The sequence below is a fragment of the Parvularcula sp. LCG005 genome (assembly GCF_032930845.1).
Lineage (GTDB): Bacteria > Pseudomonadota > Alphaproteobacteria > Caulobacterales > Parvularculaceae > Parvularcula.
The window spans coordinates 37,875-61,611 of sequence record NZ_CP136758.1; the positions used below are offsets into that span (position 1 = coordinate 37,875).

22 protein-coding genes, 1 tRNA gene and 1 pseudogene are annotated in these 23,737 nt (G+C 59.4%); 11 read left to right on the forward strand and 13 right to left on the reverse strand.

All coding sequences use genetic code 11. The features are described from left to right. Nucleotide 1 precedes the first annotated feature (1 nt). Entirely contained in the window at nucleotides 2-1,522 is a 1,521-nt protein-coding gene (locus tag RUI03_RS00190) for a 2-oxo acid dehydrogenase subunit E2 (protein ID WP_317288258.1), read from the forward strand. Between the two features lie 78 nt (nucleotides 1,523-1,600). Here the strand turns inward: RUI03_RS00190 and RUI03_RS00195 are convergent, their stop codons facing one another. Next, entirely contained in the window at nucleotides 1,601-2,008 is a 408-nt protein-coding gene (locus tag RUI03_RS00195) for a hypothetical protein (RefSeq protein ID WP_317288259.1), read from the reverse strand. Nucleotides 2,009-2,200: 192 nt separating this feature from the next. On the opposite strand from RUI03_RS00195, the gene RUI03_RS00200 reads away from it, so the two are divergent. The 4 genes and pseudogenes from RUI03_RS00200 (at nucleotide 2,201) to RUI03_RS14695 (ending at nucleotide 8,020) form a co-directional block, all read left to right on the forward strand. Further along, complete coding sequence (locus tag RUI03_RS00200; protein ID WP_317288260.1) at nucleotides 2,201-2,623, forward strand: EVE domain-containing protein; 423 nt, start codon at nucleotides 2,201-2,203, stop codon at nucleotides 2,621-2,623. A gap of 8 nt (nucleotides 2,624-2,631) precedes the next feature. Beyond that, the gene (gene lpdA / locus RUI03_RS00205; RefSeq protein WP_410795964.1) at nucleotides 2,632-4,008 is read left to right on the forward strand and encodes a dihydrolipoyl dehydrogenase; all 1,377 of its coding nucleotides are present in this window, start codon (nucleotides 2,632-2,634) and stop codon (nucleotides 4,006-4,008) included. 325 nt (nucleotides 4,009-4,333) lie between these two features. Continuing rightward, nucleotides 4,334-7,609, forward strand: a complete 3,276-nt coding sequence (locus tag RUI03_RS00210; protein WP_317288262.1) for a TonB-dependent receptor — start codon at nucleotides 4,334-4,336, stop codon at nucleotides 7,607-7,609. A 68-nt stretch (nucleotides 7,610-7,677) separates the two neighbouring features. After that, nucleotides 7,678-8,020 (forward strand): annotated as a pseudogene (locus RUI03_RS14695) (VOC family protein). A 39-nt stretch (nucleotides 8,021-8,059) separates the two neighbouring features. On the opposite strand, the gene RUI03_RS00215 reads toward RUI03_RS14695, so the two are convergent. Then, complete coding sequence (locus RUI03_RS00215) at nucleotides 8,060-9,277, reverse strand: hypothetical protein (protein WP_317288263.1); 1,218 nt, start codon at nucleotides 9,275-9,277, stop codon at nucleotides 8,060-8,062. Nucleotides 9,278-9,366: 89 nt separating this feature from the next. On the opposite strand from RUI03_RS00215, the gene RUI03_RS00220 reads away from it, so the two are divergent. Then, nucleotides 9,367-10,131, forward strand: a complete 765-nt coding sequence (locus RUI03_RS00220) for an SDR family NAD(P)-dependent oxidoreductase (RefSeq protein WP_317288264.1) — start codon at nucleotides 9,367-9,369, stop codon at nucleotides 10,129-10,131. Here the strand turns inward: RUI03_RS00220 and RUI03_RS00225 are convergent. Continuing rightward, nucleotides 10,128-11,243 carry a class I SAM-dependent RNA methyltransferase gene (locus RUI03_RS00225; RefSeq protein WP_317288265.1) on the reverse strand — a complete coding sequence of 372 codons (1,116 nt, stop codon included), beginning with the start codon at nucleotides 11,241-11,243 and terminating at the stop codon, nucleotides 10,128-10,130. The two genes, RUI03_RS00220 and RUI03_RS00225, sit on opposite strands and share 4 nt — an antisense overlap. Before the next feature lie 128 nt (nucleotides 11,244-11,371). Here RUI03_RS00225 and RUI03_RS00230 point away from each other — a divergent pair, with 128 nt between their 5' ends. Then, nucleotides 11,372-12,295 carry a rhodanese-related sulfurtransferase gene (locus RUI03_RS00230; RefSeq protein ID WP_410795965.1) on the forward strand — a complete coding sequence of 308 codons (924 nt, stop codon included), beginning with the start codon at nucleotides 11,372-11,374 and terminating at the stop codon, nucleotides 12,293-12,295. Further along, nucleotides 12,295-12,939 (forward strand): glutathione S-transferase, encoded by a 645-nt coding sequence (locus RUI03_RS00235; protein ID WP_317288267.1) that lies wholly within the window; start codon nucleotides 12,295-12,297, stop codon nucleotides 12,937-12,939. Before RUI03_RS00230 ends, RUI03_RS00235 begins: the two co-directional genes overlap by 1 nt. 77 nt (nucleotides 12,940-13,016) lie before the next feature. Here RUI03_RS00235 and RUI03_RS00240 read toward each other — a convergent pair whose 3' ends face one another. Continuing rightward, complete coding sequence (locus RUI03_RS00240) at nucleotides 13,017-14,180, reverse strand: dipeptidase (protein ID WP_410795966.1); 1,164 nt, start codon at nucleotides 14,178-14,180, stop codon at nucleotides 13,017-13,019. Between the two features lie 166 nt (nucleotides 14,181-14,346). Then, on the reverse strand, nucleotides 14,347-14,982 hold the full coding sequence (locus tag RUI03_RS00245) for a porin family protein (protein ID WP_317288269.1): 636 nt from the start codon (nucleotides 14,980-14,982) through the stop codon (nucleotides 14,347-14,349). A gap of 199 nt (nucleotides 14,983-15,181) precedes the next feature. On the opposite strand from RUI03_RS00245, the gene RUI03_RS00250 reads away from it, so the two are divergent. Further along, nucleotides 15,182-16,567, forward strand: coding sequence for a DUF2254 domain-containing protein (locus RUI03_RS00250; protein ID WP_317288270.1), 1,386 nt, complete (start codon nucleotides 15,182-15,184; stop codon nucleotides 16,565-16,567). A gap of 2 nt (nucleotides 16,568-16,569) precedes the next feature. Here the strand turns inward: RUI03_RS00250 and RUI03_RS00255 are convergent, their stop codons facing one another. Then, nucleotides 16,570-17,388: an enoyl-ACP reductase gene (locus RUI03_RS00255; RefSeq protein WP_317288271.1), complete on the reverse strand. Its 819-nt coding sequence runs from the start codon at nucleotides 17,386-17,388 to the stop codon at nucleotides 16,570-16,572. Between the two features lie 111 nt (nucleotides 17,389-17,499). On the opposite strand from RUI03_RS00255, the gene RUI03_RS00260 reads away from it, so the two are divergent. Further along, the gene (locus RUI03_RS00260; RefSeq protein WP_317288272.1) at nucleotides 17,500-18,132 is read left to right on the forward strand and encodes a VOC family protein; all 633 of its coding nucleotides are present in this window, start codon (nucleotides 17,500-17,502) and stop codon (nucleotides 18,130-18,132) included. Between the two features lie 87 nt (nucleotides 18,133-18,219). Here RUI03_RS00260 and fabB read toward each other — a convergent pair whose 3' ends face one another. The 7 genes from fabB to RUI03_RS00295 form a co-directional block, all read right to left on the reverse strand. Further along, nucleotides 18,220-19,440 (reverse strand): beta-ketoacyl-ACP synthase I, encoded by a 1,221-nt coding sequence (gene fabB, locus RUI03_RS00265; RefSeq protein ID WP_317288273.1) that lies wholly within the window; start codon nucleotides 19,438-19,440, stop codon nucleotides 18,220-18,222. A gap of 91 nt (nucleotides 19,441-19,531) precedes the next feature. Continuing rightward, nucleotides 19,532-20,062, reverse strand: a complete 531-nt coding sequence (fabA, locus tag RUI03_RS00270; protein ID WP_317289659.1) for a bifunctional 3-hydroxydecanoyl-ACP dehydratase/trans-2-decenoyl-ACP isomerase — start codon at nucleotides 20,060-20,062, stop codon at nucleotides 19,532-19,534. A 237-nt stretch (nucleotides 20,063-20,299) separates the two neighbouring features. Next, nucleotides 20,300-20,836 (reverse strand): SH3 domain-containing protein, encoded by a 537-nt coding sequence (locus RUI03_RS00275; RefSeq protein ID WP_317288274.1) that lies wholly within the window; start codon nucleotides 20,834-20,836, stop codon nucleotides 20,300-20,302. 127 nt (nucleotides 20,837-20,963) lie between these two features. Then, nucleotides 20,964-21,182: a Trm112 family protein gene (locus tag RUI03_RS00280; RefSeq protein WP_410795967.1), complete on the reverse strand. Its 219-nt coding sequence runs from the start codon at nucleotides 21,180-21,182 to the stop codon at nucleotides 20,964-20,966. Between the two features lie 4 nt (nucleotides 21,183-21,186). Then, on the reverse strand, nucleotides 21,187-21,861 hold the full coding sequence (locus RUI03_RS00285) for an LON peptidase substrate-binding domain-containing protein (protein ID WP_317288276.1): 675 nt from the start codon (nucleotides 21,859-21,861) through the stop codon (nucleotides 21,187-21,189). A gap of 59 nt (nucleotides 21,862-21,920) precedes the next feature. Next, nucleotides 21,921-22,865, reverse strand: a complete 945-nt coding sequence (trxA, locus tag RUI03_RS00290) for a thioredoxin (protein WP_317288277.1) — start codon at nucleotides 22,863-22,865, stop codon at nucleotides 21,921-21,923. Nucleotides 22,866-22,941: 76 nt separating this feature from the next. Then, nucleotides 22,942-23,439, reverse strand: coding sequence for a YbaK/EbsC family protein (locus RUI03_RS00295; protein WP_317288278.1), 498 nt, complete (start codon nucleotides 23,437-23,439; stop codon nucleotides 22,942-22,944). A 114-nt stretch (nucleotides 23,440-23,553) separates the two neighbouring features. On the opposite strand from RUI03_RS00295, the gene RUI03_RS00300 reads away from it, so the two are divergent. Next, nucleotides 23,554-23,628: transfer RNA gene (locus RUI03_RS00300), tRNA-Gly, on the forward strand. Nucleotides 23,629-23,737 lie beyond the last annotated feature (109 nt).

Below are 23,737 nucleotides of genomic sequence, written 5' to 3' on the forward strand. Positions count from 1 at the left end.
CATGGGCGTACACGTCATTAAGTTGCCCGATGTTGGCGAGGGAGTGGCCGAGGCTGAATTTGTCGAGGTGCACGTCAAGCCAGGCGATGTGGTCGAAATTGATCAGAACCTTGCCGACGTCATGACCGACAAGGCGACGGTTGAAATCCCCAGCCCCCGCAAGGGTAAGGTGACATGGGTGGGCGCGGATGTCGGTGACATCGTTTCCGTCGGCTCCCCCATCATCAAGCTGGAGGTCGAGGGTGCTGGCAATTCGGCGGATGAGCCAGAGTCAACGCAGTCGGATGCGGGCGAAGATCGGACCGAAATCGATGATGCTGACGGTACTGTAGACAAAGGTGTGGCGACTCGGCTCAAGCAAGCCCGTACGTCGGCCGGGTACCGAAGCGCCCGTGAGGCTGCATCCGATCGCGGCTGGACGTATACGACTTATCAAAAGCACGAGAATGGCGAGAGGGGAATTTCGCGAGATGTCTCAGCGAAGTATGCGTCGGCATTTTCTGTACAGCCAGAGTGGTTGTTGTTCGGGCGAGGTGAGGGGCCTGATGAAAATATTAAAGAGTCGACCTCCGTTTCATCCAATCCATCTCGGTCTGCAAATGGCTCAGAATCTCTAGCAGTTCAGACCCCAGCCGTACCACGCGCAGCCGGGGAGCGTCCGGTCGCTGCGCCAGCGGTCCGCGCCCGTGCCCGTGAACGGGGTGTGGATCTGGCCTTCGTGCACGGCACCGGCCCCGCCGGACGGATCACCCATGATGATCTTGATGTCTATGTCGCTGGCGGTGGCAGCGCACGCCGCCCCTCGCCGGGCGGTGTCGCGGATACCTCCATCGAAGAGGTCAAGATTATAGGCCTTCGCCGCAGGATCGGTGAGCGGATGCAGGACGCCAAACAGCGCATTCCGCACATCACCTATGTGGAAGAAATCGACGTCACCGCGCTTGAAGACCTGCGCGCCCATATGAATACGGGGCGTGCGGATGACCAGCCAAAGCTGACGATGCTGCCATTCCTGATGCGGGCCATGGTGCGGGCACGGGCCGACTTCCCACACCTTAATGCCCGATATGACGATGAAGCGGGCGTGGTGCATCGCCATGGCGGCGTGCATATTGGTATCGCAACGCAGACGGATAATGGTCTGATGGTGCCCGTTGTCCGACATGCCGAGGCACTGGACCTCTGGCAGTCTGCCGAAGAGGTCAGCCGTCTGGCCAAGGTGGCCCGCGACGGGTCGGCCAAGCGGGAAGAGCTGCAGGGTTCTACCATCACCATCACGTCGCTCGGTGCCCTTGGCGGCCTGGTATCCACGCCGGTGATCAACTCGCCAGAGGTCGCGATCGTTGGTGTGAACAAGATCCAGGTCCTGCCGCGATATGACGCCGACGGACGGGTGGTCCCGCGCAAGATCATGAACCTGTCATCGAGTTTCGATCATCGGATCGTGGATGGCTGGGATGCGGCGGCCTATGTGCAGAAGCTCAAGGGCTATCTGGAATATCCCGCTACGCTTTTTGTGTGATGGATCGTCGGCAATTGGTGTGTGCACACAAATGGGCCGTGATGGACCGGCAATCCGGTCCATCATCCAACTCGTGGCTTAGCGGTCATAGCGCCCGGCATATCTGCCGCCGCGATAGTCGTGGTTCGGACGGACATTTATGGCAACCCGCTGGCCGCGCCGCGTCACACCCACATACTGACCGCCTTTTGTCTTGTAGACGCGCTCAAAGCGGGGGCGGGCGGGCAGCCGGTCGCCGCGCCGCAATTCGTGTCGGCTGGCAACATAGGTGTAGGCGCTGGCGGGGCAGTCGACGATGCGTTCATCCCGGCGGTCTTCGCGTCGGTCTCTCCGCCCCTCATCAATTCGCCGGTCGCGAACATCTTCGCGAAGGTCGGGGCAGGCTCTGGGGTTCAGATACCATTCCCCGGCAACAGCGCTCCCCAGCGAGGCCGCGCCCATGCTGCCAAAGGCGAACAGACCGGCAAGGATCATTTTCTTGTTCATCTCGCAACTCCTTCATTCCGCCCGTCATTGGGCAGGATCAGGGTGCGACTGGCGCATGTCGGTATTCAGGCGGATCGTCACTCGCCTGTCCTGAAATGTCACGAATTGTGTCAGACCGCCCGGGCGAGCTGAAAAACTGAACAGTGGAGCGCAGCGGGCACGGCCGGCGACGCGGAGGTTAGAGGAATATCGATGGCATACTGGCTCTTCAAATCTGAACCGGCGACATGGTCATGGGACCAGCAGGTCGCCAAGGGCGTGGCAGGCGAAATCTGGAACGGCGTGCGCAATCACCAGGCCAAGAACTTCATGCAGGCGATGAAGAAGGGCGATCGCGGATTCTTCTATCACTCCCAGACCGAGCGGGCCGTCGTGGGCATTGTCGAGGTGACGAAGGAGGCCGAGCCCGATCCCACAGCTGAACCGGACAGCCCCTGGGAATGCGTGACGGTCAAAGCGATTCAGCCCGTGGCCTCGCCCGTGACATTGAAAATGATCAAGGACGTGCCAGAGCTCGCCGAGATGGTGCTCGTGAAAAACTCGCGCCTGTCGGTGCAGCCGGTAGAGCCGGACGAATGGAAGCTCGTCTGCAAGATGGCCGGGGTGAAGCCGTGAGCCAGATTATGAATGTGAACACCCTCATCATCGGCGGCGGTCCGGGCGGTTATGTCGCCGGTATTCGGGCCGGGCAGCTGGGTATTGATACGCTGCTCGTGGACAGCCAGCCCATGGGTGGCACCTGCCTTAATGTTGGATGCATCCCGTCAAAGGCACTCATCCATGCGGCGGACGAATTTGCCGGTATCGCGGCGCAGGCTGAGAAGAGCGCGCTTGGTATTACCGTCCAGCGCCCGTCGATTGATCTCGCTGCGACCATCGGCTGGAAAGACGGCATCGTGAAACGCCTCAATGGCGGCGTTGCCGGTCTGCTGAAAAAGGCGGGCACCATAACCCTGTCGGGCTGGGTAACCCTGCAGGACGGCAAGTCGGCCAAGGTCACGACAACAGACGGCGAGATCCTCGTCAAAGCCCGTCACCTAATTCTTGCAACAGGTTCGGTCCCTCAGGCCATACCGGCCATACCGTTCGGCCCGGACGTCTGGTCATCAACCGATGCGCTGTCATGCACGGCGGTGCCCAAGTCGCTGGCCATCATCGGCGGTGGTTATATCGGGCTAGAACTCGGGACGGCTTTTGCGAAGCTTGGATGTGCCGTCACGATCGTTGAGGCGACGGGCAAGATCCTGCCGCAATATGACGACGACCTCACCGCACCTGTTCACAAACGACTGAAATCGCTGGGTATGACCGTCCTCCTCGATACCAGGGCGACATCGTTCAGCGCCGGCAAACTGTCAGTCGAGACAGCGGAAGCGTCGCAGGACATTTCTGCGGAAAAAGTGCTGGTGACCGTCGGAAGACGCCCGCGGACCGAGGGCTTCGGGCTGGACGGCCTGGACCTCGAAATGACCGGCCCCTTTGTGCGCGTGGATGATCGCTGCCGCACGTCGATGAGCGGCGTGTATGCGATCGGCGATCTGACGGGCAATCCGATGCTTGCCCACCGTGCCATGGCGCAGGGCGAAATGGTGGCCGAGATCCTGGCGGGTCATCCGGCGCGATGGGACCGGCGGGCCATACCGGAAATCTGCTTCACCGATCCCGAAATCGTTCAGGTTGGCCTGTCGGCCGCTGCTGCGAAGGCGGAGGGGTATGACGTAGTCACCGGCAAATTTCCGATGGCAGCCAATGGCCGGTCCATGACCACCGAGGACGAGGCGGGTTTCGTGCAGGCCATCGCGCGCGCCGACAACCATCTTCTGGTGGGGCTCCAGGCCGTCGGGCGGGACGTGTCGGAGCTGTCCGCCGGGTTCACGCTGGCGCTCGAAATGGGGGCCCGGCTCGAAGACATCGCGGGCACCATTCACGCCCATCCGACTCGGTCAGAGGGCCTGCAGGAGGCGGCGCTGACCGCGCTCGGTAAGGCCCTGCATTTCTGAAGATTTACAGGCTCTCGCCGGAAATCGTCGCATTTGTGTCTGTCTGTTCAGATTCGGCTAACCATTTGCCGCGTAGCACCACCAAATTCGACAGGATGACCGGTACTTCGTGCCATAAAGGTCACAGTTGAAACAAGGATTGTTGCAACGCGAAGACTGCTTGTTGACGCTTTTGTAACAGCCATCATACTGCGCGTTAACCGGCTGAGGGGATTTCTGCTTCCTTCCGGTTGTGGGCACATCCCGGGCATATCGCCTCAGGGGGCAAGGAACAGGTGGGAGCCATTTTGGCGACTACGTTGACCGAAAACGTTGGAGAAACTTAATGGGTAAAACTTCGAAAATGATGGGCGCCGCGGCGCTGGCACTGACGACGGCATTTGCCGGCGGTGCCATGACCATCGGTGCGTCCGCACTGGCACAGGACGCCACGTCAGGTGCGCTTGTCGGTAACGTGACGACTGATGGCGGTTCGCCAATTCAGGGCGCGTCGGTAACGCTGCGGTCGAACGATCGTGGTTTCACCCGTACCGCAACAACAAACGCTGCTGGTAACTACCGCCTGCCACAGCTGCCTGTCGGTACATACACCGTGACGATCAATGCGTCCGGTTATGAAGGCGTGACGAACGAGAACGTTCGCATCGTCATCTCATCGACAGCTGACTTCTCGGCTTCGCTGGTCGGGATGTCCGGCCCGGGCGACGAAATCATCGTCACCGGCCAAGCACGTTCGATCTCTGCCTTCGACGCCAACACGACGGGCCTGACCCTCGACGTTGGTGAGCTGGCTTCGAAAGTGCCGGTTCAGCGCGACATCCAGTCCGTTGCTCTTCTCGCTCCAGGCGCAACCCTGACCGACTCGGCCTTTACGGCCGGTACGAACCGCGGTGGTTCGGGCACGCAGATCGGTATTTCCGGTGCGTCGGTTGGTGAGAACCAGTTCTTCGTCAACGGCTTCAACATCTCCGACTTCAACGACTTCATCGGTGCGTCGGTTCTGCCATTCGAATTCTACGAAAACGTAGAAGTGAAAACGGGCGGTACGTCTGCTGAATTCGGTCGTGCGACGGGTGGTTTCGTGAACGCGACAACCAAATCCGGTTCGAACGAGTTCAAAGCCAGCGTCAACATGTACTGGGCGCCGGATGAACTGCGTGAGCAGGGCAAGTCGACCTACAACTACGGTTTCGACGCGACCAAGCCATTCAACCGCGGTGACATCGAGCCTCGCAATGCGAACTATCTCGACCAGACCGACGAGTTTGAAACAAACATCTCCGTCAGCGGTCCGCTGATCGAAGACAAGCTCTTCTATTATGTCCTGTTGAACCTCAACAATGACAGCCAGACAGACGTTCTGAACCACACAGGCTTCGTCGAAAAAACCGACGATCCAACCTATGCTGGTAAGATCGACTACTTCCTGACAGACACGCAGCACTTCGAGTACACGTTCTTCAAGGACGAGCAGACGTACTTCACCGACTATTACGACACGTCGGTTGACGGAAGCGGCTTTGACACAGGTCTTGCGGACTATCGCAACACGGCCGAGCTGACGAATGGTGGTTCGAACCACATCTTCAAATACTCTGGTCAGTGGACGGACTGGTTGACCTTGTCTGCGTCTTACGGCACGGGCGAAAACGCCAACTCCACCAGCGCTATTGATCCCGCCGTGTTTGCAGCGACGGATGTCAACACCGGTGAACGTCTGACACCTTACGCTGTCGGTATCTTCGAAACGACGCTCAACGAGCGTGACGCATACCGCATTGACGCTGACCTGTACTTCGACTTCATCGGTGAGCACCAGCTCCGCCTGGGTTGGGACCGTGAAGATCTGGCAGCATCGTTCGACGATCGCTACCCAGGTGCAGAAGTGTACACGCTCGACCTGCCTGGTTCGGCAAGCGACGTGCGCGGCGCCTATGCCAATCCGGACGTTGCCGGTCAGTACCTTCTCGATACCCGCGGTGGTTTCGTTCAGGTTCAGTCCTACAACACGGACGGTTCGATCGCGAACTTCCGTATCCGTTCGCGGATTGCCGGTGCAGCGTTCGAAACACAAAACGAAGCTTTCTACGTTCAGGACGCCTGGAACATCCATCCAAACGTCAGCTTGAACCTCGGCGTTCGTTTTGAGACCTTCCAGAACGCCAACGCCGAAGGCGAAGTGTTCTACGAAACCGATACACTGACGTCACCACGTCTGGGTGTGAACTTTGACGCGCTGGGTGACGGCACGCTGCAGTTCTCCGGTTTCTACGGTCGTTACTATCTGCCGATCGCAACCAACACGAACTTCCGTCTGGCTGGTAACGAACGTGACGTTCGCGCCAACTACACGGCAGGTCCTGGTTTCGATCTGAACGACATCATTGACGAAGACGGTCGCGTGAAGAACGCCACCTACCGTGGTTCAACAACGGTCTTCTCTGATGGTTTCATCAAAGGCACCGAAGAAACGGTTTCGACCAACCTGCAGCCACAATATGTTGACGAGTTCATCGCCAGCGTGAACCACGTCGTTACAGAAGGTTCGCCATTCTATGCCGGCGGCCTGCTTGACGGCTGGGAACTTGGCCTGAGCTACACCCACCGTGAACTCTACGACGCTCTTGAAGATGCGGCCGTCGACTTCGCTGTGAACGAATATTGTGCTGAACAAGGCCTCACAGGTTGTGAGAGCGTGTGGTCGGGCTTCCACCACTACGTTCTGATCAACCCAGGCAACGACATCGAGTACTCGACCGACGACGCCCCTGTCAGCTCTGACGGTTCGTTCGTTCCTCTCTCGATCGACGGTTCGTTCCTGCCAGAAGCAGAGCGTGTCTATGACGCTGTGTCGCTGACATTTGAACGTCCAGACGATGGCAAGTGGTCGCTGCGCGGCAACTACACATGGTCGGATCTTGAAGGGAACTACGAGGGTTCAGTGAAGTCCGATAACGGCCAGACCGACGCTGGTCTGACTCAGGACTTCGACCAGCCAGGCCTCGTCGACAACTCCTACGGCAAGCTTCCACAGCACCGCGAACACCAGTTCAAAGTCTGGGGTAGCTACAACGTGACTGATCGTCTGCGTGTCGGTGCAAACTATCAGCTCTCGTCACCACGTCAGTTCGGCTGTATCGGTGTTCACCCAACGGAGCAGTTCGCTGCACTGTATGACGTCGCTTCCTGGTACTGTATCCCACAGGGCTTCGATGCCTCAACGGATCCAACAGGCAACGGCTTCGCTTACACACCGCTGCCACTGTTCGGTGCGCCAGACGCTGCCAGCCTTGGCCTCCCTGCCAACACCCAAGAGGCCGCATCGGTTTCAGTCGCAACCCCACGTGGTTCGCAACTTGAAAGCGATTGGCTGAACAACGTGAACCTCTCCATGGCGTTCACACCACCAGTCGCCGATGACCGTCTGACGCTCCGCGTCGATGTCTTCAACGTCTTCAACGGCCAAGCCGTCACTGACATTGAAGAAGAAGGCGAGTTCGGTACGTCGTTCGACGCTGTGTATGCTTCGCCAAACTATGGCCTCGCACGCGGTTACCAAGCACCTCGCTCGGTCCGTCTGGGTCTTGAACTGGACTTCTAAGAATGAAGAGAGCGGGATCACCCGCTCTCTCCTGAAATGGAAAACCCCGGCCTGCTGGCCGGGGTTTTTTGTTGTCTTCAACTTCGGTAGGCTCGGTGGTCAAGGACGATGTGCAGACGGGCGAGTATCGCTGGCTAACGCTGACCTCGCCTGAGGATCCAGGCGGCACCCAATTGTTGCCCTAGCCTAGCACGCACCCTGCCGCACCGCCGTTGAAGGCTGCGTTGGAAGCCGACGGCATTCCCTATACGTCTTTTCGGGTCGACGATCTTGATGCGGAGTTACAAGCGCCTGACAGGCCTAGGCGCGGAATTTGTTCAGCCGCTGGTGGATGCCGGTCCCGTGCGACTGGCGGTGCTCGACGATACCTGTGGCAATCTCATCCAAATCATCCAGATAGCGCCACAATAGCGGTCGGCGGCTGCTAGGACGTGATGGCGAGGCAGAGCATCATTCCATCCGGTTTCGATCCCGAAACGTCACAATCTGCAGCTTGTCTTCGCCCACATGGTCCGCGATTGTCCGGTTGAGTTCCGCGGCGCCAAACCGGAACCACTCATTGTCCTGTAGCACCCGGCGCGCTTCACTCGCCGCACCGCCCATGATCGCGGCGTAATTGGTGATGATAAACACCGCTGAGCATGCCGCCAGCATCCCCAGTGTGGTGGGTGTTGCGCCTGTGCCCAGCGACCACCACACACCCCCCACCGCCAGGGCGAGAATGATGCACAGGCTGATCCCCGCCATGGCGTAGAGGGTGGCATTCCGATTGACCTGGTACATCTGGTTCCGGACGACCCGCTCGCACAGGAACAGCCGGATGGCGAACCAGTTATAGGCCACGGTCCAGATCCCTGCCTCGTCTTTCAGCTCCTCCGTCTGCGTCATCCGCTTGTTCCGCTCGACATTCAGTGCGTGCCGCTTTGCCACCTGAAAGTTCTGATTGATCCGCGAGAACCGGCTGGTGATGTAATTGTCCATGCCCAGAAGATTGCGCTGAATGATCACCTTGAAGGGCCACTGATAGATCAGCAGGAGCGCGGTCAGTCCGATAAGTGTCGCCAGCGGCAGAAAGACGAGACTGGAGGGCAAGCCGGCGGCCCAGCTGCCAAGGCCATTGAGTTGCGGGACGAGAGTCGACAGGCCGACGGCCCCCGCCATCATCAGGCCAAACAGTACCGGCGCCACGATCAGCAACAGGCGGCGGGCATTATCATTGATCGTCTGCCGGAACAGGTCCATCCAGACAACGAACCGCGAATCCGCCGAGCGCGGATCATCAGCGGAGAGGGCCTGTGAGAGTTCCGCCAGCTCAATCTCTTCGTAGAAAAAGTGCCCCTCCGGGAACAGGCCAAACTGGCTGGTGTAAAACCGGTTGGCATTGGCCACGAACTCACGGGCGACGGGCAGGCTCAGTTCGGCGGCGCTGCCTTCGGACAGCTTGGGTCGGTCAATCGCCTTGAACAGAAACGATCCTGCCGTCGGCTCGGGCATTTCGGCCACTTCTTCAACCGTTGGCGCATCGGCGGCCACGGCATTGCCGACGGCCTTGCGCACGGTATTTAGCGCATGAGGACGGGCAGAACGGAAGAAGAGGCGACCAAGAAGTCGGAGCGGGAGGAACAGAAAACTGAAAAACTTTGAAATGACTCGCCCCAACACGCCCATAGGACCTCCCTGTTTTTATACTTACTAGATTGTTAATCTTACCCCCTCTTTCAACCCGTAGGCCACCGCCAAACCGCAGGAGAAGCACGATGCCACTTCGTTTCGAGAACAGAACGGCCTTGGTCACTGGTGTGACATCAGGATTTGGCCGGGCAATCGCGATCGCGCTGCTCAAGGACGGCGCACGCGTCATCGGCACGGGACGTCGGACAGATCGGCTGGATTCCCTGGCCGCAGAGATGGGCACGGATATGCTCCTCACGCAGACGCTCGACATGACGGATCTGCCCGCGGTCGACACCTTTGTCGCGTCGCTGCCGGAAGCCTTTCAGCCCGACATCCTGATCAACAATGCCGGTCTGGCGCTCGGCATGGCGCAGGCGGATGAAGCCAGTCTTGAGGATTGGGACCGCATGATCCAGACCAATATTTCGGGTCTTGTGCATCTGACACGCAGTGTCCTGCCGGCCTTTCGGACGCGGTCCCGCGCCGACATCATCAATATGTCGTCGATTGCGGGTACCTATCCATATCCGTCCGGCAATGTTTACTGTGCAACCAAAGCCTTCGTCACCCAGTTCTCCCTCGCCTTGCGGGCGGATCTTCTGGGGTCGAACGTCCGTGTGACGAATATCGAGCCGGGCATGGCGGAAACCGAATTTTCAAATGTCCGCTTTCATGGCGATGATGCCAAAGCGGACAGCGTCTATCAGGGTGTCGATCCGTTGACCCCGGACGATATCGCCCGTGTGACGACCGACATTCTTGCTCTTCCGCCCCACGTCAACATCAACCGGATTGAGGTTATGCCGGTGCAGCAGGCATTTGGGCCCTTTGCTGTGACCCGGCGTTAAAGGGCTTCGGTCTGGTACAGCTGGATGCGGATCGGGCCGTGGGGGATCGGTGGACCGGGCGGCAGGAATTTGAGACCTGTCGCCGCGGCCAAGGCTGGCTCGCTCGTGATCAGGCCAACGCGCCATCCCTTGAATTCTGACGTGAGCCGCTGCCCGAGCGCCCGATAAACGCCGCGGAGTTCGGCCGGCTTGCTGATCCGCATGCCGTAGGGCGGATTGACCAGAACAAGACCGGGGGCGCCTTCAGGTGGTTTTGATTCCGAAACGGTCATTTCTTCAAAACGCACGTGCTCGTCCACACCCGACCGATAGGCATTGTCCCGGCTCATTTTGATTGCGCCGGTATCCCGGTCCGATCCAAGCATCAACGGGAAGGGGGCCTCACGGCGATAGGCTGCGATCAGCCGGTCTTTTTCATCGGCATAGGCGTCGGGGTCGTGGCTCTCGAACCATTCAAACGCAAAGCTACGCTGACGCCCGGGCAATAGTCCCGCCGCCATTTCAGCCGCCTCGATGATGATGGTGCCTGAACCGCACATGGGATCGACAACCGGCTCGGTCCCGTCAAACCCGCATTGGCGCAGGAACAGGGCGGCCAGGGTTTCACGCAACGGCGCCCGGTTGACCGCCTGCTTGAACCCGCGGCGATGCAAGAGCTCACCGGATGTATCGAGGCTGATCGTGCACTTGTCTTTCTCGATCCGAGCAGAGACGCGAATATCGCCCTCCGGATCGACCTTGATGCCGGTACGGATCGCGGCCTTGGCAATGCGCTCGGACGCGGCGTCACTGTGATAGATCTTGGATTTACGGCACGTTGTCTCGACCGTAATCGTGGTGCCGGGGCTCAGAAACTGGGCCCATGGAAGATCGCGAGCGCCTTGTTCGAGGTCAGAAAAATGCCGCGCCTCAAACTCGGCGAGACGGATAAGCACGCGGTTGGCGCCGCGCAGAACGAGATTGGCACGCCAGACATAGGGCCAGCCGCCACGCACTTCGACGCCGCCGGGCACCATCTTGGGATGCGCAAAACCATTGGCCAGCGCCTCGTCACGCAGGGCGGGTTCAAGACCCGGGGGGCAGGCCAGAAAAATATCGAAACGGTTGTCCAAGGGGCGTCCTTCAAAAGAGAGACGGCCTATCGGCTCTGCCGCGCGCCGTCGAGTCCTGATGACGGTGTCAGCCTGCTCATGTCTTCAATCCAATTGGCAGAATGTCGTCGCTAGTGTATCTGGCCACCATGTCCAAATTTGTCGTTGCCGCCCTTTATCATTTTGCCCGACTTGAAGACCTGCCGGTCCATCAGGCCCATCTGCGTGAGGTGCTGGAACGCAATGATGTGCGTGGCACGATCCTTCTGGCGACAGAAGGCGTCAACGGCACCATTGCCGGGGACCGGGAGGGGATCGACGCCGCATTGGCCGCCATCCGCGCGATGCCAGGGTTTAGCGCCATGGAACACAAGGAAAGTTTCGCAACCGAAAATCCTTTCCTCCGGCTCAAGGTTCGCCTGAAAAAGGAAATTGTGACCCTAGGCGTCCCCGGTGTCAGCCCGGCTGATCGCGTGGGCACCTATGTCACGCCAGAGGACTGGAACGACGTCATCAACGATCCCGAAGTGGTCCTGATCGACACGCGAAACGATTATGAGGTGCAGATCGGCACGTTCGAGGGGGCGGTGAACCCGCAGACGACATCGTTCCGGGAGTTTCCCAACTGGTGGCGGAATTTCCGCCAGACCACGAACAAGACCAAGGTCGCGATGTTCTGCACCGGCGGTATCCGCTGTGAGAAGGCGAGCTCGTTCCTGTTATCCGAAGGCGTCGAGGAAGTGCTGCATCTGAAGGGCGGCATTCTCAAATATCTTGAGACCGTGCCGGAAGAGAAGAGCACCTGGAACGGCGAATGTTTTGTCTTCGACGGGCGCGTCTCGGTAAAACATGGGCTGGAAGAAGGCGACTACGACCAGTGCTTTGCCTGCCGCCGTCCGATCGATGACGAGATGAAAGCCGATGCCCGGTATGAGCCGGGTGTGTCCTGTCCTCAGTGTCACGACGAATTCAACGAGGAACGAAAAGCAGCCTTTGCTGAGCGTCAGCGCCAGATCAGACTGGCGCAGGAACGCGGCGAACAGCATCTGGGAACGTCCACGCCGCGGTCTTGATGGACGACCTGCCGCTTCTCTATTCATTCCGCCGCTGTCCCTATGCGATGCGGGCTCGACTGGCCATTTGTCTGGGCGGTCAACAGGTTCGTCTGCGAGAACTGATCCTCCGCGACAAGCCTGACCACATGCTGTCGCTGTCGGAAAAAGGGACGGTCCCGGTTCTCATGCTCAACGACGGCACTGTGATCGATGAATCCCTCGATGTGATGATGTGGGCCGTGGGCAAGGACCCGAAAATCTGTCCCCCGGACCTGATGAAAGACATGCGCGATATCATCGCGACGAATGATGGTCCGTTCAAACACCATCTCGACCGCTACAAATACGCAACGCGCTATGAGGGGACCGACGCAGACGAGCATCGCGCCGCCGGGTTTGAAATTTTGGTGGGGCTGGCTGAACGGTTGCGCGGGGGAGGCGAGCTGACCGGATCGGTCGCGCGACTGGTCGACTACGCCGTTTTTCCATTTGTGCGCCAGTTCCGCATTGCCGACCCAGACTGGTTCGATGCCCAGGCCATACCGGCGCTACAGCATTGGCTTCAACGACATTGCGAGGCGGGCATTTTCAAGACCGTGATGCAGAAATTCAGCCTGTGGAACGACAGCCAGACCGAACACGTGTTTCCACCGCTCCCATAAGCGTCTGACGGTAAAGGGAAATTGTCGGCACTACTGACGGTATGTCTGAAACATCGCCGCAGTAGTGCCTGACAGGATTAGAGAGCGGCTTTCTCGACGTCAGACCATACCCGCAGCACATTGCCGGACAGGATCTTGCGAATGTCCCGTTTGGAATAGCCCCGGTCCATCAGTCCCTGCACCAGATTGGGGTAGGTCGAAGCATCTTTCAGGCCGGCGGGCAGGCTGTCGCCAACACCGTCATAGTCAGAGCCGAGACCAACATGGTTGATACCGATCAGATCAACAACGTGATCGATATGGTCGAGGACATCATCCACATCGGCGAAGGGGGCAGGGTTCTCTGCCCGCCATTGCGCGCCAAACTCTTCCTGCAGTTCTTCTGAACGTTCGAGGCCGTTGTCGGTCAGGTATTTCTGATAGGCGACACCGCCGGCCGCCACCCAGTCACGATATTCCGTGGTCAGAAATGACGAGCCGAAATTGATCATGATGACGCCGTTATTCTCGCCAACCTTCTTGATCATGTCGTCGGACATATTGCGCTCAAACCCGCCTGTAAACTTGCGGGCAGAGGAATGGCTTGCGATCACTGGTGCACGGACAATCTCGAGCGTATCGAAAAACGCAGCATCGGATATATGGCTGATATCAACCATAATCCCCAGATCGTTCATTCGCGCCACGACCTCTTCGCCAAAGGGGGAAAGCCCATCCCATGGACGATTGATGTCATAGCTTGAATCAGAAATCTGGTTTGCGCGGCTGTGCGCTAAAGTGATGTAGCGAACGCCCCGCTCATAGAAATGGTCGAGATTGTCGAGACTGTCTTCAACCGGTGCGCCGTTTTCCATGCCCATGGGCAGGGCAATGCGGCCGGTTTTTGCGATGCGTTTCACATCCGCCACGGAATGAGCAATCTCGAACTTGTCAGGATGCGCGTCCGCGATCCCTTCTACGAGATCGATGAGGGTGTCGGCCTGTTCCTTCGCGCCGCCCGTCTCCTGATAATCGGCCGCTACATAGATTGCCATGAAGGGCGCGTCGAGACCGCCAGCCTTGGCGCGGGGGTAGTCGAAATCGCCCTTCTCCGTCGCGACGCCCACATCCTCATTCGACTTCTGAATACGATAGGGGACGTCTATGTGACCGTCGACAATAATCGTTTCCTTAGCAAGATGAACGGCTTCCTTGCTGGGTTTAGACCAGTCGGCGAAGGCGGGCTGGCATAAAATGGCCATCAACGGGGGCAGGATATAGGCGCGATTCATGGGGACTCCGATCAGCTGAAAATAGGCACCAATGATACTGCCGGAAGGGCGAGTCGCACACAACGCTTCGGCGCCGGCACCCGGAAACAGAAAAGGGCCACCCGGGGGGTGGCCCTGTCCAATTGTCTCACTCGGATCAGAATTTGTACTGATAGGCGAGGGTCACGCCATCGGCGTTTGAATCTTCAAATTCATACCGTGTGTAGTCGAGGCGTGCCACGTGGTTCTCTGTGAAGTCGTATTCGGCACCGGCGCCATAGGCAAAGCCGCTTTCCGATCCGCCGATCTCGACCTCATTGCCGGCCAGCGTTTGCAGCGTCGAATCGACTTCGATAAACGCATAACCTGCGCGCGCTGCCAGATCAATACGGTCCGTTAACGGATAGTTAAACCGGCCATAGGCCCCAATCAGATAATCGACGCCGATTTCGCCATCCGCCATCAGAATATCGTCGAGGTCGCCGTCATTATTGTCGTCGAAATCGAAGTCGTCCTCGTCGCCGTCATAGTCGAACTCGCCGTCATCAATGCCAAAGCTGGCCTCGGTTTCCAGCGAAAACATGGGGACGATCTGCCAGCCGAGACGAGCCGTCAGGGCATTGGTGTTGTCGCCCACGTCACCGGCATCGGATTCAATATCAAGGAAGGAGTAGCCGCCGCCGACATAGAGTCCTGTATCTTCTGTGCCCATATTATAATTCTGGGCGAGGGCGCCTGTGGTTGCGAAGGCACCAGCAGCGATTGTAGAAAGCAGCAATTTATTCCGTGTCATTATCAAACTCCTTTTTGGAATGTGCTGGGGCAACGGGCTACCCTGACGGTTCGTTCCTGCAAGGAGCGTGGGGTTTGGTTACTGTTGTAATCATGTCACTGAATCCGTCGCATCATGGCCGGATTACGGCGACAACCAGGCTGCCAGAGGGCAAGGACGACCTACCTGTTACTTGGACACGGAAATTCGGGAGCCCTGCATGCGCGGCATGATCGTCAAACTATTGCTGAATCTGCGCGGCAGTTTCTGGTTCTTTCCGGCCATCATGGTCGCGGCGGCCATTGCGCTGTCCTATCTCACCTTGTGGATCGACAAGCACGGTCCCTACAGCCTGCTGTGGGAGGTCCAGCTGTTCTCCATGACAGAGCCGGGCAGTGTCCGCGAAGTGCTGTCGACCATCGCAGCCTCCATTCTCGGCGTCGCGGGAACGACCTTTTCCATCACCATCGTCGCGGTTTCCTACGCTGGCGGGCAGTACGGCCCCCGCCTGGTGGGCAATTTCATGCGCGACCGTGCCAATCAGCTGACCCTTGGCGTGTTTGTGGCCACGTTTGTGTACAGCCTGCTCATCCTGGCCGCGGTGAGTGACCAGTACACGCCAGATGGCAAAGACGCCGATACCTTCGCCGCCTTTGTGCCGTCGGTATCCACCCTTGTGGCGGTGGCCCTGACCTTCGTGTCGATCGGTGTGTTGATCTTTTTCTTCCATCACGTGCCCGAAACCCTGAACGTCAGCAATCTGACGGCGCGGATTGCCTACGGCCTGCGCGACCAGATCGATGAGATGTATCCCGATCAGGCCGATTACGAGGCCGAGGACGCAGCCAAAAGGGAGGAGTACGAAACACGGGCGATCCGGTCGGTTGAGGCCACACGCGCTGGTTATATCCTCGGCATTGATCTGGACGGCCTGAACGAGCTGGCCGAGAAACACGACGCGCAGGTGCGGGTGCAATGTCGCCCTGGTGATTTCGTGACCGAAACAATGCCGGTGATGGACGTGTTTCTGTCCGATGACGCGGAATTGACTGACGACATGATCAGTTCGTTTCGCAGCGTCATTGCCGTGGGGCCGACGCGTACGGCACGCCAGAATATTCTCTATCTGGCTGACGAGCTGGTGGAGATTGTCGGCCGGGCGCTGAGCCCCGGGGTCAATGACCCTTTCACCGCCATCACCTGTTTCCACTGGCTGCAGAACATCATCGGCGTTCTTCAGACGCGCAAGATGATCGGCGGTGTGCATCTGTCAGGGCGGGTGATATCGCGGCAGGTGTCGTTTGAGCGGTTCATCTCTGCCGCCTTTGACCAGTCCCGGCCCTATGTCTCAAAGGATCGCAATGTGTCCCTGCATGTCATGGCGGTATTGACCCATCTCGCAGCGCGCCTGCCGCCCTGCGGTCGGCAGGAGGTGCTGGTGCGTCAGATGGATCTGCTGGTGCACGCCGTGAAGGCGCAGGTGCCAGCACCCACCTGGCTCGAGGAGCTGGAACAGCGCCGCAGCGATGCGGGCGCCATCCTCAGGTCAGAAACGGCCCGCCAGCAGTTTCGGGAATCCGATCACTGGTATGCGGGCCGCGGCTAGGTTTAATCGTCGAAGGCGTCCGGGTCAGGCATGCCGACAATGTGGAAGCCGGCATCCACGTGCAGCACTTCGCCCGTACAGCTGCGGCCAAGGTCTGACAGCAGGTAGAGCGCGGCGCCGGCCACACCTGCCGGGTTGGTGTCCTCACGCATCGGCGCCCATTTGCGGCCTTCGCCGAGCAGGGACCGGCCACCGGAAATGCCCCCAAGGGACAAGGTCTTGATCGCACCGGCGGAAATAGCGTTGACGCGAATGCCCTTCGGACCAAGGTCTCGGGCGATATAGCGCGTGGCGGATTCGAGGGCGGCCTTGGCCACGCCCATGACGTTATAGCTTGGGATGACGCGCTCAGCACCCAGATAGGTGAGGGTAATCATCGCCCCGCCCGCATCCATCATGGCTGACGCGCGCTTGGCCGCATCGACGAAGCTGAAGACCGAAATGTCCATGGATTGCGCGAAGTTGGCGCGGCTCGTGTTCTCGACGAATGAACCTTTCAGTTCGTCCTTGTCGGAGAAGGCAATGGAGTGAACGAGGAAATCGATCTTGCCCCACTTCTTCTGAATTTCGGCAAAGGCCTCGTCCATGGACGCATCGCTGGCCACATCGCAGGGGACCAGGAACTCAACGCCCAGTTCTTCTGCCAGCGGACGCACCCGCTTTTCCATGGCATCGATATAGGAGAAGCAGAGCTCTGCCCCCTGGGCTGCCAATTGCTGGGAGATCGCCCAGGCAATCGAATTCTTGTTGGCCACGCCCATGACCAGGCCGCGCTTGCCTTTCAGAAGGTCGCCCTTGGGGAAATATTGTTCGTCGCTCATGTGAATCTCCGTCTGTTCCGGCCTCTGTAAAGGCCAAGACGCTGCAGGCCAAGTGGCAAGCGGTTTGGGTGGGGGAGTGTAATTCAGCCCGGCGCTGCATAGACTTTGCCGATGACAACATGCCGGCGGCCCGGTCGCCCACCTCATGACGATATCCTGACCCCTGCCGAATGGCAGACGGTGCAGGGGGTGCAGCATGGCCTGTCAACGGGAGAGATCGCCCGGCGGCGCGGTATTCGGGTTGATGGGGTGAAAGCACAGCTGGCCTCGGCCCTCGCGAAACTGGGGCTAGGGCGCAAACAGGACCTGCTGCAGTGGAGCCAGCCGCCCAAGGGCAGCTTGATCGGGGAGAGACTTCAAATGAAAGACGCAAAAGTAACTGGGCTCGGACAGATCGCGCGGGTCGTGGGGGATCTGGCAGAGGCCGATCGCTGGTTTGGCGAGGTGCTCGGCCTACCAAGGCTGTTCGAGGCGGGCGGTATGGTCTTCTACGACGCGGGCGGCGTGCGGCTTATGCTGACGACATCGGCCGAAGCCGCTGGCCCGTCGTCCATCCTCTATTTCACCGTTAACGACATCATGGCGTTCGCCGAAGACCTGAAGGAACGCGGGTCAGAGCTGATCCGTCCGCCGCATCTCATCCACACGCATGATGACGGGACGGAGGAATGGATGGCGTTCGTGAGTGACCCGGATGGCCAGCCGATAGGACTGATGGCACGCCATGCAAAGGCGGCTCAATAGCCGCCGCAGCCGCATCGTATTCTACCCGGTCCACAAAAAAGGGTGCCCTGGGCACCCTTTTGATATCGAAACGATACCGACTATTATCTAGCCTTCGTAGCGTTCCATGACCATGCAGGCATTGGTGCCGCCAAAGCCGAAGCTGTTGGACAGGAAGGCGCCGATATCGTGATTGTCCTTGCGCTCGCGCAGGATCGGCAGGCCGTCAAACTCAGGATCGAGCTCATCAATATGCGCCGATGCCGCGAGGAAGCGGTTCTTCATCATGAGCAGCGAATAAATCAGCTCCTGCGCACCGACAGCGCCCAGCGAGTGACCGGTGAGGGACTTTGTCGAGCCGAAGAACGGGATGTTGTCGCCAAACACTTCACGAATGGCGCCGCATTCACGCTCATCGCCGACCTTGGTCGAGGTACCGTGGGTGTTGATATAATCGATGGCCCGCTTCACGCCGGTCAGCGCGCGCTTCATGCAGCGCACAGCCCCTTCGCCCGATGGGGCCACCATGTCGTAGCCATCCGAGTTTGCGGCATAGCCGGTAATCTCGCCCCAGATTTTGGCGCCGCGTGCCAAAGCCCGGTCAAGCGTCTCCACCACGAGCGTGGCAGCGCCGCCAGCGATCACGAAACCATCACGGGCCTTGTCATAGGCACGTGACGCCACGGCCGGGTTGTCGTTGTAGTGCGTCGACATCGCGCCCATCGCATCGAACATGTTGCTCATGCTCCAGCTAAGCTCTTCGCCGCCCCCCGCAAATACTACGTCCTGCTTGCCCATCGCGACCTGCTCATAGGCATGGCCAACACAGTGAACTGATGTCGCGCAGGCCGAGCTGATGGAATAGTTCAGGCCCTTGATCTGGAACGGCACGGCGAGACAGGCGGAATTGGTAGAGCTCATGGCGCTGGGGACGGACGTCGGGCCAATACGGCGCGGACTGCCAGACTCCAAGGTCTTTTGGGCGGCCCTGACGATCGTCTCTGTGGACGGACCGCCGGAACCCATGACGATGCCCGTCATCTCATGGGAGATCTCGTGCGGCTCAAGGCCCGCATCTTCGATGGCGTCGCGCATGGCAAGGTAGTTCCAGGCCGCACCTTCACCCATGAACCGGCGCGTTTTCTTGTCCAGAACGTCTTCGATATTGATGTTCGGACGGCCGTGGACCTGGCTCTTGAAGCCCAGCTCAGCCATGCGCGGCGAAAAGGTGATGCCTGATTTGCCGTGCTGGAGGGAGTCCAGCACGTCGTTTAGCGAATTTCCGATCGAGGAGACGATCCCCATTCCGGTGACAACAACACGTCGCATTTGTTGCGAACCTTTCTATCCCTTGGTGCACACACCATCATGCCTGCGAAAAAGCAGGTCCGTTTCATCCGGCGTTCTGATCGACGCCTTTTTACAGCGCGCCCTGCTGCAACTGGTCCATTTCGAACAGCCCGACCCGCAGGTCCTGGGCTTCGTAGATAGGCTCTCCGTCCGCGTACATGCGGCCATCTGCGATACCAAGAACAAGGCGACCGCGCATGGCCCGGCGGATGTCAATTTCGTAACGCACGAGCTTCACCGTTGGCTGAACCTGACCGGAGAATTTGATCTGGCCGGCGCCGAGCGCTCGGCCGTGGCCCTTGCTGCCACCCCAGGTCATGAAAAAGCCGACCAGCTGCCACATGGCGTCGAGGCCAAGGCAACCGGGCATTACGGGGTCGTTCGGAAAGTGACACTGGAAGAACCAAAGATCGGGATTGATGTCCAGTTCGGCCACCACATGCCCCTTATTGTATTTGCCGCCGTCAGTGCCGATCGACGTGATCCGATCCATCATCAGCATGGGCGGGACGGGCAGCTGGGCGGTGCCTGGCCCTGCATAGCCGTGCTTGCCGCACTCAATCAGCGCTTCTTTGTCAAAGGAGGTAGGGCGGTCTGCCATAGGGTCGGTCATTGAGATTTGGTTCTTCCGTCAAACGCCGGTCTGTCCACCTGGCCAGGTGATCAGTAACGGCTTGTCACGAGCCGCGGGGCCCGAGGCATCGGTCTGCGATTACAGGGCAATCCTGTAGACGTGACGGGGGGGCGCCGTCAACGCGAGGCGCAGCGCGTAAAAAAATGTCGCCGCGTACCTCTGGCACCGGCGACATGATCCTTGAGCGGAGGAGTGTGTCGGGGATCAGACCCCTGCACCCCACAACTGTTCCTTGGGCAGCCAGCCGCGGAAATTGTCGGCCCGCACCCGGCACCAGCTGGCATCGCAGCTTTCGACGCGCGCCATCACGCCTTTGGCCAGTTTGGCCCGGCCCTGGGCATCGGCATCGGGGGCGGCGCGCAGAACGGCATCATCCACATGGACGACGACATGCTCATTCGCAGACAGCATGGAGCGATGGATCCACATCCGGCGGCCATCGCGGTCCTCGACCCGGCGCCAGATATTGTCGCGATCTTCGGCAATGACCTTCAGGGGAAGACCTTCGCGGCGAAATTCATAGGCAACCGGATAGTCAAATGATGGACCGAACCGCGCGAGGACCTCATCCTTTTTCAAGGCCACAAAACGGGGGACCGGGAGACCGGAGGGACCGATCACGACATTGGCCGTGCTGGTCGTGTTCGTCGTCAACGCGCTGCCGGCCGAGGCGTGGGTCATCAGGCCGAAGGCGGTGCCGAGGGAAAGGATGGCGGCGGTGATTGTGAACCGCAATTGCATGCTTAAAGCCCTCACTCATAATGGTTTATCCAATATGAATGGGCCGGTTTCGTTAAAAGGAGCTTAATGCGGCCTACAGATTGTCCGCAGGCCAATTAACGGCCCGGTAAGACCGGTTAATGAGATATTAATCGTTCTTGGGAAGGCCGGCCAGTGCCCGCGCCGCGTCATCATCAGTGCGCCGCGCTTCGGCCTCCAGCATGATCGGGATGCCGCTGCGAATTGGATAGGCCAGATGCGCCTTGTCGGATATGAGCTCCTGCGCCTCAGCATCGTACCGCAGGGGTGCGCGCGTGACAGGACAGACAAGAAGGGTCAGCAGAGCGGGGTCGACGTGATGTTCCATGATGTCACTGTAGCGTACCGGTTCGCTCATCGCCATTGTCTTGAGGATCTGCCGCAAGCGCAAATTCCATCAGCGCGATCAGCGTGCGGGCGCGGTCCACGAGCGTATCCGCCTCCAGCAGGGCCTGAAGCTCGCTGGCGTCAAAGGGGCAGCTCATGGAGACGGAATTGACGATCGTTTCAGCCGAGGCCCCTTCGATCGATTCCCAATCCACCTTCATGCCCACTTCGTTCAGATAGTCGACCAGAAGCTCAATGATCCGCTCCCGCATGACGGGGTGTTCTTCGGCATTCTCGACAAGGTCGGCGACGTAGGGGCTGAAATCCACGTCCGCCATGCGAAAGCCGCCATCAACAACATCTTCGCTGCGCAACCGGAAACGGCTGACCCCGGTGAGCGTAATCAGATAGCGGCCATCACTCGTTTCGGAGAAGGAACAGATGCGCCCGGCACAGCCGATCTCGTAAAGATCAGGATTATACTCATCGCCACCGCGTGGGCGGATAAGGCCGATCATGCGGCCGTGGCCCAGCGCGTAGTCGGTCATGGCGAGATAGCGCGGCTCGAAAATGTTCAGCGGCAGGCGACCGCGCGGCAGCAGCACAGCGCCCGACAACGGGAACAGTGGCAAGGTGTCGGGAAGGTCAGGCATGGTGGGGTAAGCAAGATCAACAGTCATCGGTGCCACGTCCTTTTCAGCGGACCGATGAGCGGGGCTGTCGCCCCGCCACGGCCCGATCAGGCAAACAAAATGGACGACAGCCGACGCCGACCGGCTTTCACCGCAGCATGGCTCGCGCCCAAAGCTTCAAAAACCGTGAGCAGGCGCGCTCTCGCGGCCGCATCGTTCCAGTCTTTGTCCAGCTCTATTGACTGAAGTAGGGTGTCGACGGCGTTTTCCATCTGGCCAGCGTCAATTTGTGCCTCGCCAAGGGCAAAAAAGGCGGCGGGATCAGTGGGGTTCTGCTCCGCGAAGGCTTTTTTCTCCTGCACGATGCTGTCATCTGCCGATCCGTCACCCAGCGACAGCTGGGCGTTCAGGCGCGCGACGGCGGGATGGCTCTCGTGGCCCGGCGGAATCATTTCGGCCATCTGCTCGGCCTGCTCCCGGCTACCGATCGACAGAAAACAGCTGGCCATGCCTGCGAGCGCTGCCACATGTTCGGTGCTCGACGGGTCATTGCCCTCGGCGATGGCCGAATAAAGCTGCATGGCAGTCTTCAGGTCTCCATCCACCGCGGCCTGATCGGCGACGGCGAGCATCTCTTTGGCGTCTGGCTGGTCACCGGCCGGGCCACCCAGACCCATTTGCGCAGCCTGTTTCAGAATGCGGTCGATGAACTCCTTGACCTGGCTCTCGGGCAGCGCGCCCTGGAAGCCGTCAATTGGCTGTCCGCCGACAAACGCCATGACCGTCGGCAGGGACTGGATGCGCAGCTGCTGGGCCAGCATCTGGTTCTTGTCGGTGTCGACCTTCACCATTTTGACCTTGCCGCCCAAGGCCTTCACCTGGCCTTCCAGTATGGGGCCGAGCTGACGGCATGGACCGCACCAGCTGGCCCAGAAATCGACGATGACAGGCACTTCCATCGAGGCCTGCATCACATCGTTCTGGAACGTCTCGATCGTGGCGTCCTTGATAAGGTCTACGGGTGCGGGATTTCCGCCGATAATTTCTGTCATATGCGTTCCTGAGCCTGGTCACTTGCTGTTGAGGGCTACATGGCTTCGCTAGCGCAGGGACGCAAGCGGTGCAGCATTACGCGGTGGCGACGGAGAGGATATGAGGAACACTGTGGTGCTCCGTGATAAACGCGACAAGAGCATCGGGCGCCAGGCTGACAGACGCCGTGTTTCGCAAGGGATGGCACCAGAGGGGCGGATGCTCAAACAGTTGCTCATCCAAAACGACATTGGCGATGAGATGGTTTTCATCCCGGGGCAGGGCCAGCGGGGTCGCATTGCCGGGTGTTACGCCCAGACTGTCCATCAGTCTGTCGGGCGCCGCGAAGGAGAGCCGTCCGGTCGCATCCAGAGACCGCGCGACACCTTTCAGATTCACCCGGCAGGCACCGGTCGCCACGATCAGGGTCATGCAGCCCGCCTTGTCCTCGACCAGCAGACTTTTGGTCTGACTGCCCTCCAGCGCTCCGCGCAGGTCTGCGCTGTCGGCGACACGGTGGGTGGGTGGGTGCTCGATTTTGGTCCAGGCGGCGCCATGAGCGATAAACCAGTTTTCCAGGTCGGATTCGGTCACGGGATCCCCTTTGCGGGACGCACATAAAATTCTGCGGTGGCCCCGCATTTTACGCTTGCCAATACAACGATGTTGCTCTTTAAGGCGACTTCGCCGTCACGTTAAGTGACATGAGCGGGCGTAGCTCAGGGGTAGAGCATCACCTTGCCAAGGTGAGGGTCGGGCGTTCGAATCGCCTCGCCCGCTCCATTTTCAAAAGACTGATTGTTTGACAGGCCGTCCACCCCGACGGCTGGCGCCGGGCATCCAGACAGCTCCTCAAACCGCTATCCTGTTCATTTTTATCGGCCGATAAGAG